This is a genomic window from Methanothermobacter sp. K4 (assembly GCF_022014235.1).
GTDB lineage: Archaea > Methanobacteriota > Methanobacteria > Methanobacteriales > Methanothermobacteraceae > Methanothermobacter.
In genome coordinates this window covers 380,548-392,968 of the sequence record NZ_JAKLTD010000002.1, presented here as the reverse complement: position 1 = coordinate 392,968, position 12,421 = coordinate 380,548, and the positions used below count along the sequence as shown (strand labels likewise).

The window sequence follows — 12,421 nt, the reverse complement described above, 5'->3', positions numbered from 1 at the left end:
TATGGAGTTTCCCACAAAAAGGATGCGAAGATTGCGGAAGAGTCCACAGATACGTGAAATTCTCCGAGAAACACGACTGCACTCATCAGACCTCATCTACCCCATTTTTGTGAGTGAAAAACTTGAGGGGGGTGAACCTGAGGCCATAGATACAATGCCTGGACAGTACAGGTACTCTGTGGATGATGCGGTCTCTGAGGCATCCAGACTTGAGGATGAGGGGCTTTCAGCCGTCCTTTTATTTGGCATGCCGTCCAAAAAGGATGAGCTTGCCTCATCAGCATATGACCCTGATGGCGCTGTGCAGAGGACCGTGAGGAGGCTGAAGGAGGAGACGGAACTGGTGGTAATGACAGATGTCTGCCTCTGCCAGTACACAACCCACGGCCACTGTGGCATCGTTGTGGAGGGGGAGGTGGTCAATGATGAGACCCTGGATGTCCTTGCAAGGATAGCACTCTCCCATGCAGAGGCCGGTGCAGATGTGGTTGCCCCCTCTGATATGATGGATGGGCGTGTTGCAGCTATAAGGAGGGCCCTGGATGATGCAGGTTTCAGTGACACGCTGATAATGTCCTATGCCGTCAAGTATGCATCCGCATTCTACGCACCATTCCGTGAAGCGGTTTCCTCAGCCCCCTCATTTGGTGACCGCAGATCATATCAGATGGACCCTGCAAATGTCAGCGAGGCCCTCATGGAGGCGGAACTTGACCTTGAGGAGGGCGCCGATATACTGATGGTGAAACCCGCCCTGGCATATCTGGATGTGATAGGGGCGGTGAAGGACAGATTCAGGGTCCCCCTTGCAGCCTACAATGTGAGCGGGGAATATTCAATGCTGAGGGCAGCCATAGATAGCGGATACCTTACTGAAGAGGCGATATATGAGTCTATCCTATCAATAAAACGTGCAGGCGCTGACCTTATAATCTCACACTTCGCACCGGAACTGCTGGGGGTGATCTAATGGACCCCCTCTATGTTTCAAGGATAGCCCAGATAGCATCTGTACTGGAGGTTAGTGGTTATCCGAAACCAGGTAACGTCCACAGAACCCGCGACTTTGATGACATGGTCTATGAGGACTTCCTGGTGAGCGGAATAGTTATAGGGGATACCATGCGCCTCGCCGCTAGAAGGGGGGCCGGGCTGAGGGATAGCCTGGATCTCTCATCAATTGGACTTGGGGAACTCATACTGAGAGCTGTGGAGGATACCGGGAAATGGGTTTCCACCAACACAAACCTGGGTATAGTCATGCTCCTCGCGCCACTCTCAGCAGCAGCGGGAATGGTTGATGAGGGGGATCTACAGGGGTTAAGGGAACAGGTGAACAGGTTAATACTTCAGACAACACCTGATGATGCTGTTAACCTCTACAGAGCTATTTCTGCTGCGAATCCAGGGGGTATGGGTGAACATGAAGGTCTTGATGTCAGGGACCCGGGATCACAGCAGAGGATACTTGATGAGAAAATCACACTCTTCGATACACTGAAGATATCCTCTGAATGGGACCTCATCGCAAGGGAACTCACATCGGGGATGCCAGTCACATTCAATGTTGGTTTCCCGGTGTTCAAGGCGACGGTCAGGGAGCATGGAATGAACCGGGCAGTTGTCCAGACATTCCTCACAATACTTGCAAGGTTCCCGGACACCCTCATAGCAAGGAAATATGATGAAAAAATAGCAGAGGAGGTTTCAGAGGAGGCCGCTGAGATTGTTGATAGAGGTGGTGTGCTCACAGAGGCCGGGCTTAAACGTGTTGAAAGGTTTGACAGGAAACTCCACAGCAGCGGTTTAAACCCCGGCACAACAGCCGATCTTACAGCATCATCCATAATGGTGGGTCTTCTTGATTATTATTCAGAACACATATGAAAAACTGGATTAAGCAGTTTACGGAGGAATCAATATGGATCCTGACAGGGTAATCGATCAGCTTCACATTTACGAGAAAAAGGTCCTGAAGGCATTTGAGGATTCAGATAAACCCCTTAAACCAGGGGAGATAGCAGAGTCACAGAATATGGATATCAAATCCGTGATGAGTGCAGCGGGTGCACTTGAATCAAGGGGATTTGTGAGGGTCATCAAGGAGGTAGAGGAGGTAGCGTCACTCACAGATGATGGGAAGGCTTATGCAACCCAGGGTCTTCCAGAGAGGAGAGTCATCGATGTCATCTCTGGGGAGGGGGAACTTGAAATGTCCGAACTCTCCAGAAGGGCCGGCCTTGATAAGGCTGAATCAGGGATCGCCATAGGCTGGCTTGTTAGGAAGGGATGGGCAAGGATAGCCGACGGGAAGGTTTCAGCCATCCAGGAGAAACCCCCTGAGACTGGAGATGACGAGGAACTCCTCAAAATGCTCCTTGATGCAGAATCCATCAGAGTCGCGGAACTTCCTGAACACTTAAAGGGGGCCCTTAAGGACCTTGCAGGGAGAAAGGGTATAGTTGATATTAAAAAGGTAAGGAAGCACAGGATTGAACTCACACCTGAGGGAAGGAAACTCCTTGAGAGGGGTGTGGAGATCGCTGAGGAGGCTACCCAGGTCACCCACGAGCACCTGAAGACAGGCTCCTGGAGGAAGCTTCACTACAGGGGGTACAATGTTGGTGCAGAGTACCCTGTAGTTTATCCAGGTAAGATGCACCCGCTGAGGCGCATAATTGATGAGATAAGGCTCATATTCCTTAAACTGGGGTTTACGGAGTCAAGGGGTCCACTTCTTGAATCAGCATTCTGGAACTTTGACTGCCTCTTCCAGCCCCAGGACCACGCTGCAAGGGAGATGCAGGACACATTTTACGTTAAAAATCCCCCAGTAACTGAACTCCCGGATGAGGATCTTGTGAGGGCTGTTCAGAGTGCCCATGAAACAGGGGGCTCCACTGGATCCGAGGGCTGGCAGTATGAATGGGACAGGGACGTTGCAAGGCAGAGCGTCCTCAGGACCCACACAACCTGTGTATCCGCCAGGTTCCTGAGGGAGAATGAACCACCTCTCAAGATGTTCTCTGTTGGCAGGGTTTTCAGGAGGGAGACCATAACCTACAAGCACCTGCCTGAGTTCCACCAGGTTGAGGGTATAGTCGCAGGGGAGGATGTTAACTTCAGAAACCTTCTGGGTATACTGAGGGAGTTTTACAGGAAACTGGGATTTGAGGTGAGGTTCAGGCCGGCGTACTTCCCCTACACCTACCTCTCAACAGAATGTGAAATCTACCTCCCTGAGAAGGAGAGCTGGATAGAACTTGGAGGGGCGGGCATGTTCAGGCCAGAGGTCCTTGAACCGCTGGGTGTTGAGACCCCCGTGGCTGCCTTTGGCCTGGGTATCGAGAGGCTTGCAATGATAAGATTCGATATAAAGGATATAAGGATGCTCTACCAGAGCGACCTTGGATGGCTCAGAGGCCTCCCGGTGACTGATGATCTGAAACTTTAGCGGCAGAAGATTAACTGATGTTCACTGGGTGGTATAATGGGGGGCTGAAGGGCGGTAATATTCACCATCATCCAGCACCACCATCTCTATAAGCTTTTTATTTTCAAGTGAAAGGAGCACGTTGTACATGCTCCTTGTGCTGAGCTTCAGGGGACCATAGAGAAGGTGACCCTCAAGGAGGTAACGGGGAACGGGTCCCCCACCTCCAAGTTCCTTAATGGTCCTCAGGGTTTCCTCCTCCATCTGGTTCAGCTCAGCTTCCCTGACTTCCTCCTGACTTTCCATTACCTGGACATCTTCATCAGGGTTCTCAGCGGTTATCCTCCCGTTTTCTCTTGATATAAGTCCTTTTTTCTCAAGGCTTGCTGCTATGTCATGGTATTCGTGTTCAGGGAGGTCAAGGTTCCTCTTGAGCATCTCCTCGGATACAGGGGCGTTGAGATCAAGCTGCATGTATCGTATTTCCCTGTAGACCATGTTCTCCTTTCTTGTTATAATCTTCAAGGGTTACCTCCTCTGTGAGAATGATGAGAAACACCGCCGCTGTACCTCTGAATCAGGAGGGTACCAGTATCTCTGCTGCAACCAGCCGGCAGATATCTGTTTTTGTTATTACCCCGACAGGTTTGTCGTCATCCAGTACCAGGAGGCCTGAAATATCGGCCCTAAGCATGAGGTTGGCGGCGTCCTCTATGTTGTCGTCGGCTGCTATGGTTATCACCTCATCCACCATGATGTCCCTCACCTTGAGGTCCCTCTCAGGGTGGTCACTGTCGGGTTTTATTGAACCGAGGACCCCTATGAGGTCTGTGTAGGATACAACGCCAACGGGTTTATCTTCCTCGTCAAGCACAAAGAGTCTTCTGACACCGTGTTTGTACATCTTTTCAAAGGCTTCAAGGGGCCTTGTTTCGGGGCTCACCGTTATTATCTCGGGGTTCATGGCTTCTTTAACTTTCATTGATAATCCCTCAAAACTCCACTTATTAATATTATGATGGGGCATCTTTTTATGTTTTGTTGTTCCATCTGCTGTTTGATGGCGGGACACCTGTAGTTTTTTTGTTTCATTGGCACTGTTCGGGGCGGTATCATGTATATATATACTGGACTTGATGCTGCACGTGGTTCCCATTCCGATGCCTTTAAATATTCAGGTTAATTATTCATGTAATAACTGATTGTTTCATACAGACAATACTGCATTCCTAAAAAAAGTTTAAATATGACTTTAGATTAATACTATCATAAATTCATATAAAATTACTTGTGGGGTAATAGTTATGATGAGAATAAGCATGTCTCTACCAAAAAAGCTCCTGAATGAGTTTGATGAAGTTTTAAGGGACCGTGGTTACCAGTCAAGGTCCAAGGGTATAAGGGATGCCCTCAAGGACTACATTGTCAGGTACCAGTGGATGAATGAAATGGAAGGTGAGCGAATAGGTATAATTGCGGTTATCTATGACCACCACTACACGGGTGTCATGGAGGACCTTGCAGACATCCAGCACGACTACCGTGAATACATCAATGCGGTTATGCACGTGCACATGACAGAGAAGCACTGCCTTGAGGTGATCGTTGTCAAGGGTGACGTTTCAAAGATCCGTGAACTCACAGAGAAGATGATGAGACTCAAGGGTGTTGAACACGTAAGGCTCACAAGCACATCAACAGAACAGAAAGTGGAGCATGAGCACTAGGCAAGGATCAGATGAAATTCAGGGTCACAGCGTACCACCAGCACCTCCTGCAGGATCATGAACGCCTTTCAGCATTCCATGAGGCGATAGCATCCACTGCCCGGGGACTCACCTATGATCTTGGGGCTGGAAGCGGTATTCTCTCATTCTTTGCATCAGAATACGCAGATCATGTCATTGCAATTGAAAGGGACCCCAGAATAGCGGCATGTGCAGGGGAGAATCTCTCGGGTCTTGAGAACGTTACAGTTTTAAATGAAGATGCCCTTGAATATGAATTCAGTGAGAAGGCAGATACAATAATCTGTGAAATGCTGGATACTGCACTCATAGATGAGGAGCAGGTCCCGGTTTTGAGGAGGGCAATCAGATTCCTTAAAGAAGAAGGTAACGTCATACCCGCTGCGGTTATCAACGCGGCGGAGCCTGTAATGATGGAGGGCGGGAGCATCTCATATGATGAAAACATCAGAGCCCCCCCAGCAGGCCCTCTACACGTTTATGATAGGGTTGATTTCAGGGAAAAGATACCAGAAAAATTCAGGGGAACACTGAAACTTGGGGCATCAGGTCCCTTCAACGCCATAAGAATAACCTCCTTCACAGTCCCTGCAGAGAATATAATCTGTGGCCCAACTCCCATGATGAACCCCCCACTCCTCCTGCCCCTGGAGGATGCCCTCGAAGCTGGCGATTTCAGGGTGAAGCTCTCATACACAATGGGCGGTGGTCTTGATTCAGTTAAGGCAGAGCTTAAGTAACTTTCTGGAAGGCTGCAGCAGGCTCCTTGTACTTACAGTTGGAAATGAACTGAGGTCCGATGATGGATTTGGACCATACCTCGCATCAATCATATCCAGGGATGTAAGTGAAAGGGGCCATCTACTCATAAATGCAGGCACAGTTCCTGAAAATTTCACAGGAAGGATAAGGTCAGAGAGGCCCAGCCACATTATCATAGTGGATGCGGTGGAGATGGGTGAAGAGCCAGGAACCATCATGCTGATTGATAGGGAGAGGATATCAGAGTACAGCATCTCCACCCACGCCATGCCCCTTTCCTTCCTGGTGAAATATCTTGAGGAGCAGTCCGGCTGCAGGGTAACCCTGATAGGGGTTCAGCCAGAAAACCTTGAATTTGGAATGGAACTATCTGCAAGGGTCAGGGGGGCTGCATATGAACTCAGAGATTTACTCCTCTCGGCAATTGATGCTGCATCCTGCAGCAAGAGCCCCCCAATTTAAACCAGGATCTGGGACCATAACCTCCAACTTTAAGGGTGTCAAATTATTTATAATAGCTTCCCAAACAGTAAATCAGTTCTTGATTTTTAAGTGATAACATGAGGATCCTATTCATTGGCTCAAGGCTATTCAATGACGTTGCAGACTATGCCTCATCAAGGGGAGTTACCACAATACTCTCAGAGTCAAATCCAGAGGCACCCAACCTTGAACTCGCAGACTCCTACTTCATAGTGCCCCGCGGCATGGAGGCACCCCTGGAAGTTGCACTGAAGGAGGATGTTGACGCGGTCGTACCCCTCATCGGTGTCGACGGTCCCCTCAGGGACGTTGCCAGGCTCAAGACGGAACTTGAGGAAAGCTACGGGATTCCAGTTGTTGCCTCTGGCCAAAGGGCAGCTGAGATCTCCACCGATAAACTCAAAACAAAGGAATTCTTCACTGAAAACGGTATAAACACACCGGGTTATGGTCTGATAGAGACTGCAGATGAAGTAAAGGAATTCCCCACCGTCCTTAAACAGAGGGAGGGACAGGGAGGATCAAACATAAAGGTGGCAGCTTCAAATGCTGATGTGAAGGAATACCTCAGCTCCCATGACTCTGCAATCATGGAGGAATACATACAGGGAGTTGAGATCTCAGTGGAGGTCCTCCGCTGGGATGGGAAAACCTTCCCCCTTGTGGCTGTGGACAAGGGCCCCACAAGTACTGATGGACTCCATCCCCTGGGGAAGCTGAAGAGGGCCCCCGCAGTCATTGAGGGTTTCAGTGGAGATGAGGCCCTTAAAATGGCCTCCAGGATAACTGAACTACTTGGAGCCGAGGGGAACACGGACGTTGACATGATACTCTCCAAGGAGGGCATCCTCTATGCTATAGAGGTCAACACAAGGCCCAGCGGTACAAGGTACATCTCCGATGCAGCCACAGGCATAAATCCAATGCACAGCCTTGTGGACATGGCAATGGGGGACTGGGACCCCAATAAACTTAAAAGAGAGGATTACCATGCGGTGGAGATACCTCTGGGCAATCCAGGGAATATTGAATCATTAATGCCTGATGGGGTAAAGTGGCTACTGCACGGGCCTCAGAATCATATGAGACTCACAGCCAGGGCTGAGAATAGGGAGAAACTTGATCTGATCATGAAGAGACTCAGGGTGATATGATGGAGATTGGGTTAACAGCATTCATTATAAGTGCCGCTGCATCGGCGGCTTTCACACTCTTTATAAGGAACGTTCTGAGAAGTGCGGGTATCGGGGACAGGCCAATAGTTACAGAGCACAGCCACAAGGCAGGGACACCCACCATGGGGGGCCTTGGCATGCTCCTTGCAGTGCTTCTTGTAACCATCATCTACCGTAACAACACCTACCTTGTCCTCACAGCACTCATAGTCCTCACAGCAGCCATTGTGGGACTCCTGGACGACCTCATTGGACTTAAGGTTAAGGAGGTCCAGAAGATAATCAGGAACGTATCTGAAGGTCCCCTTGAGGTTGGTCAGCTGGTGCTGAAGCCAGGGGAGGAGGCAAGGGCAGCCACGGATAAGGCGAAAAGGGATGTGGAGGAGTTACTGGAGAGGGGACTTGTTGAGGTGGTCGGTGAGGCACCCATAAAGAGCGAGGTGAGCGAGGGTGAGAAGATACTCGCCCAGCTAATGATAGGGGTATTCCTGGTTCTTGGGGGCGCGGTCACCAGACTTGGCGGATTCAATCTGGGTCTTGCAGCGGCACCCATTGTTATCGGGGGAATGGTGGGGGCGATCAACGCTGTTAACCTGATAGATGGTATGGATGGGATGGCCTCAGGGATAATGCTCATAGCCTCCCTATCATGTGCACTGCTCCTGGGATTATCCACAGCCGCTCTTCCATTTGTGGTTCTTGCAGGAATCTCTGCAGGTTTTCTTGTATTCAACAGGCACCCTGCCAGCATATTCATGGGGGATACAGGTTCATTTGCCCTTGGAGCAGGATATGCAACGGCGGTGATGCTCACAGATACAGTTTACTTTGGTGTTCTTGCCATAGCTGTCCCTGTGGTCTCGGTTATAATCAGCCTCCTTCACCGTGCAGGAGTCATCAGACTACCTGTGGAGCCACTGCACCACACACTCCACTACCGTGGAATGTCCGAGAGGAGGATCGTGCTACTCTACTGGCTGATAACCGCGGCGGTCTGCGGCCTCGGACTCTACCTCAGCGGGTTCACATTCTGATGGTGGATAACATGGGCATTTTGGAGCTCTCAACATCGCCTTCCCTTTCATCAGAAACTTCAGAGGATGGTGGATAAGATGGACATCGAGGAAATCGTAGAGAGAGTTTCAGGAAAACTCCTGGGAAGTGGCGGGGAGTTCAGGGGTAAATTCACAACCCTGGGGGCTGCAGAGGAAGGTGACATTGTTATAAGGCACTGGATCGACGATAGGGGCATTCAGATTGCCTCAGAAAGGGGTGTGGCAGCCATAATAACCCAGGATTTGAGGTCCGATGCCCCGGTCATGGATGTCCCCATCATCCTTGTGGATCGGATTGAAATCGCAAATGCCCTTGCACTGTCATGGACTATAAACAGGTTTTCACCGTCCTCCCGCAGGATAGCTGTAACCGGAACCAACGGGAAATCAACCACAACCCACATGATCAACCACATCATAACCACAGCCGGCAGGTCATCCTACACAAATACAGATTCAAGGTCAGAGTTCAACACCCTCATTGACCCTGTTGTTGCGCAGCAGATAGCAGAGGCTGCCAGTAAGGAGCAGATGGAATTCATGGTCCTCGAGGTTTCAGAGGTTCAGGGCTGGCTTGGGAGGGTGATGAGGGACCACGCCTACCTCATGACCTCAGCAATCAAGCCAGAGATTGTTGTCATAACCAACGTTGCAATGGACCACATAGGTCTTGTTGAATCGGTGGATGACGTCTTCAGGGAGGTTTCAGGAGCCCTCAGGGCTCTTGATTCAGGGGTTGCTGTACTGAACTCTGATGATGAGAGGGTCAGGGCAATGGCGGATATCAACCCCCTCCTCAGGACGGTCTTCTATGGATCCCATGGATCCGTAAGGTACGGTGGGGATGGGATCTACCGTGGAGACGATCTTATAATTCAGAAGGATGAACTCCCATTCACAGGTGAACACTTCATACAGAATACCCTTGCAGCGGTCACAGCAGCACTGGAACTGGGATTCTCATATGAGGATGTTCGTAGGGGTGTTAAAACTTACAGACCACTTAAGAGGAGATTCACCATTCTAATGGATAATCCCAGGGTCATTGACGATTTCGCCCATAACCCTGACGGTATAAGGGCAACAGTTAAAAGCGCGGCCTCTGGCCTCAATGGAAGACTGTGGGTTGTGAATGCCATAAGGGGATCTAGGGGGGAGGACATAAACATCATGAATGCAGAGGCCCTGGCAGACTCCCTGAAGGGCCTTGATGTTGAACTGGTGGTAACATCAAGCAGCGACCTTGTTGATGAGCAAAACAGGGTCCTTGAAAACGAGAAAAGGATCTTCTTGGATGTTCTGGATGAGAATGGGATAGGGTATACCCATATCGAAAATCTGCGGGATGCGCTCAGAAGAGTCCTGGAAAATGCAAAACCCAGTGATACGGTTCTCCTCCTTGGGGCCCAGGGAATGGACCCTGCGGCGGAGGTTATAGCCGATTTAACCAGTAAAAGCTCCTGAATTTTCAGGGGTGCCGGATATTTTATTATAATACCAATCCAGCAACATCTCCTGCTGCTCAATCTTTATAAACCTTGAGCCGAGAATTAATATTCAGTAACTGTAATAAACTGCAGTTTAAAGGTGAAGTGTAATGCTCATAAAGATCAGAAGGGATACGCTTGTGATACTCCTCCTCGCCTTCATACTCATCCTGTCGGGGCGCGTTATGACCTACCTTGCCTATGCCTCATCAATGGAGGATACAGGGGGAGTTCCAATAGCAGGTGTCATAGTGAAGGGAAACGACATAGTTCCAATCTCATCCATAAAGACCAACGTGTATGCTGCCGGATTCAGACCAGGGAGCTACATAAAGGGGGATATACTTGTAACATCCAAGAGGAAGGTTCCCCTTAGCGAGGCAATAGAAAACGCAGAGAAATTTGTTAAGAGAACAACAATTCCCGGGACACGTGTCACACCAATAGCAGCTGCAGATGTGAAGGTGGACACCAGAACGGGTATAGTGACGGTTAATGTTATCGAGGACTTTTCAACTGTTAAGATCACCAACAGAACAGGAGGGTAGCCGGTGCATAAAATTTCAAAGTTAATCGCCCTTATCTTTATATTCAACCTCCTCATAGGTCCTGTATCCGCCACGATGAACGTCATCGTAATCACGGACCCCACAGGTGCGGACCCCAACGGCGCAGCAGCAGGGAGTATGTCCTTTGCACAGAACATGTTCCAGTCCACATTTCTCATGTCCAAGGAGAAACGATTCGCTGTCCTCTCAGGGGGTGAAGGTGAGTCCATACCGAGGCTCATGGCGATAATGGATGTTATAAACCGCCTTGAGAATGGTGCCACAGCCGCAGAGGCCGCATCAGCAGCCAACAGTTACCAGGGGATAAGGGTAATGTGTGGAGGCCCGGGTATAGGTGCGGCTGTTGGCGGGTCCTTCGATGCCTACGTGGTTATCGTGGAGGATGACGGTACAATAACGGTGACACCATACTCCGGCGGCCTTGCTGTCCTCCCACCAGGGAAGAAGGGTGCAATAATACACCTCAGGAACACACATGGTAACCCCAAGTATGGTACCGCAACAAGGGTGCGCCAGGAGACAGCGGTGAACATAGGTAAGATGATAAGGGATGGTTACTCAGCCACCTACATAGTTGGTAAGGTCTTCGAGGAGGTTGCAAAGGACGCCGGTGAAAAATATGGTGGTGGTGCAGTGAACCTCGCCTCAGGGGTATCCACCGGGGACATGTTCACCCCTGAGAACCTCAATGAGACAGGTTATCCTATGGATGAACCCTACGTCAAGGTATGCGATGAGTGTGGATGGAGCATAGGTTACCCTGCAGCTGAAAGCTATCAGGTCTGCCCGATTGATGGAAGTAAACTCAAGGTGATCTACGCATACGAGGCCCTTAAGGATGCCATAACAGTGACCAACGGCTCTGTTTCAGTTTCAGTGTATGGAACAGAGGAGGCGGGTGTGGTGCAGACCACCCAGGAGATTGTGAGGGCATCGGTCAGAAAGAATGGTTACAGTGCAGAGGCCATAGCGAGATCCATAAACAGGGCAATAAAGAACGGCTTCCTTGTGGGTGTGAACTACGTTGAACCCAAGGATATAAACGTCAAACCAAGTTCAAGGGCGGTTGGTGTCTACTACACACCACTACCAGACGATCGGACAGCACCCCCCATGGAGCTGCCTGTGAGTTCAGATATCCTTGATCTCCTTGGCAACATACAGACCGCCCTGGGATTTGTAATGGTACTCCTGGTGCTTTTCAGGAGCAGCCTGATAAGTTCATTCAGAAGGGGTTAAATCCCTTTAAAAGAAGTGGTTAACGTGTCTCTAATAATCTTAAGGGCTGATAGCAGGGATAAGATCCTGAATGCCCTTGCGGATCTTGAAAGACATGCTGGGCTGAGGGTAAGGGGCAGGCCCCGCATAATGAAACATGAAATCGCAGATAAAATGGCAGCATCCATACTTGGAGGTAACCTCCGGAGCAGGTCATCGGTTGCAGCCGCAGTTGAGGTTGAGGAGGGCGATACAGAGACCATAATGGCTGTGAGGGGGATACACCCACCAGCCCACGTAATTGTTGTGAGCAGTGAATATGATGAATATGAGGACCTCCGGAAGATTTTTGGCACTCTGAAGGTCCTCAAGGGTTATTATTCATATAAAAAGAGGTGACTGTTTAAAGGGGAATCAGAGAGGGTTTAACCCATTCATATAAAAAGAGGTGACTGTTTAAAGGGGAATCAGAGAGGGTTTAACCCATTGTA

The 12,421-nt window shown here is 49.8% G+C and carries 14 protein-coding genes; 12 read left to right on the top strand and 2 right to left on the bottom strand.

Annotated features, from left to right (window positions below; genetic code table 11):
* Position 1: 1 nt before the first annotated feature.
* From hemB to L5462_RS05720, 3 genes are read left to right on the top strand one after another with little or no spacing between them, the layout of a single operon-like run.
* Positions 2 to 970 carry a porphobilinogen synthase gene (gene hemB / locus L5462_RS05730; RefSeq protein WP_237779840.1) on the top strand — a complete coding sequence of 323 codons (969 nt, stop codon included), beginning with the start codon at positions 2 to 4 and terminating at the stop codon, positions 968 to 970.
* Positions 970 to 1,887, top strand: coding sequence for a triphosphoribosyl-dephospho-CoA synthase (locus L5462_RS05725; protein ID WP_237779839.1), 918 nt, complete (start codon positions 970 to 972; stop codon positions 1,885 to 1,887). The genes hemB and L5462_RS05725 overlap by 1 nt, the downstream gene beginning before the upstream one ends.
* 34 nt (positions 1,888 to 1,921) lie before the next feature.
* Positions 1,922 to 3,454 carry a phenylalanine--tRNA ligase subunit alpha gene (locus L5462_RS05720; RefSeq protein ID WP_255772491.1) on the top strand — a complete coding sequence of 511 codons (1,533 nt, stop codon included), beginning with the start codon at positions 1,922 to 1,924 and terminating at the stop codon, positions 3,452 to 3,454.
* A gap of 21 nt (positions 3,455 to 3,475) precedes the next feature.
* On the opposite strand, the gene L5462_RS05715 is transcribed toward L5462_RS05720, so the two are convergent.
* Positions 3,476 to 3,958 carry a hypothetical protein gene (locus L5462_RS05715; protein ID WP_237779838.1) on the bottom strand — a complete coding sequence of 161 codons (483 nt, stop codon included), beginning with the start codon at positions 3,956 to 3,958 and terminating at the stop codon, positions 3,476 to 3,478.
* Positions 3,959 to 4,010: 52 nt separating this feature from the next.
* Positions 4,011 to 4,415 carry an HPP family protein gene (locus L5462_RS05710; RefSeq protein WP_237779837.1) on the bottom strand — a complete coding sequence of 135 codons (405 nt, stop codon included), beginning with the start codon at positions 4,413 to 4,415 and terminating at the stop codon, positions 4,011 to 4,013.
* 322 nt (positions 4,416 to 4,737) lie between these two features.
* On the opposite strand from L5462_RS05710, the gene nikR reads away from it, so the two are divergent.
* The 9 genes from nikR (at position 4,738) to L5462_RS05665 (ending at position 12,329) form a co-directional block, all read left to right on the top strand.
* Complete coding sequence (gene nikR, locus L5462_RS05705; RefSeq protein ID WP_013295950.1) at positions 4,738 to 5,160, top strand: nickel-responsive transcriptional regulator NikR; 423 nt, start codon at positions 4,738 to 4,740, stop codon at positions 5,158 to 5,160.
* An 11-nt stretch (positions 5,161 to 5,171) separates the two neighbouring features.
* Complete coding sequence (locus tag L5462_RS05700) at positions 5,172 to 5,921, top strand: methyltransferase domain-containing protein (RefSeq protein ID WP_237779836.1); 750 nt, start codon at positions 5,172 to 5,174, stop codon at positions 5,919 to 5,921.
* Positions 5,887 to 6,405: a hydrogenase maturation peptidase HycI gene (gene hycI, locus L5462_RS05695; RefSeq protein ID WP_237779835.1), complete on the top strand. Its 519-nt coding sequence runs from the start codon at positions 5,887 to 5,889 to the stop codon at positions 6,403 to 6,405. Before L5462_RS05700 ends, hycI begins: the two co-directional genes overlap by 35 nt.
* 98 nt (positions 6,406 to 6,503) lie before the next feature.
* On the top strand, positions 6,504 to 7,580 hold the full coding sequence (locus L5462_RS05690; RefSeq protein WP_237779834.1) for an acetyl-CoA carboxylase biotin carboxylase subunit family protein: 1,077 nt from the start codon (positions 6,504 to 6,506) through the stop codon (positions 7,578 to 7,580).
* Positions 7,577 to 8,635 carry a glycosyltransferase family 4 protein gene (locus L5462_RS05685; protein ID WP_237779833.1) on the top strand — a complete coding sequence of 353 codons (1,059 nt, stop codon included), beginning with the start codon at positions 7,577 to 7,579 and terminating at the stop codon, positions 8,633 to 8,635. The genes L5462_RS05690 and L5462_RS05685 overlap by 4 nt, the downstream gene beginning before the upstream one ends.
* Before the next feature lie 78 nt (positions 8,636 to 8,713).
* Positions 8,714 to 10,120, top strand: coding sequence for a Mur ligase family protein (locus tag L5462_RS05680; RefSeq protein WP_237779832.1), 1,407 nt, complete (start codon positions 8,714 to 8,716; stop codon positions 10,118 to 10,120).
* Between the two features lie 133 nt (positions 10,121 to 10,253).
* The gene (locus L5462_RS05675) at positions 10,254 to 10,691 is read left to right on the top strand and encodes a hypothetical protein (protein WP_237779831.1); all 438 of its coding nucleotides are present in this window, start codon (positions 10,254 to 10,256) and stop codon (positions 10,689 to 10,691) included.
* A gap of 75 nt (positions 10,692 to 10,766) precedes the next feature.
* The gene (locus tag L5462_RS05670; RefSeq protein WP_237780028.1) at positions 10,767 to 11,951 is read left to right on the top strand and encodes a hypothetical protein; all 1,185 of its coding nucleotides are present in this window, start codon (positions 10,767 to 10,769) and stop codon (positions 11,949 to 11,951) included.
* A 24-nt stretch (positions 11,952 to 11,975) separates the two neighbouring features.
* Positions 11,976 to 12,329, top strand: coding sequence for a DUF356 domain-containing protein (locus L5462_RS05665; protein ID WP_237779830.1), 354 nt, complete (start codon positions 11,976 to 11,978; stop codon positions 12,327 to 12,329).
* Positions 12,330 to 12,421 lie beyond the last annotated feature (92 nt).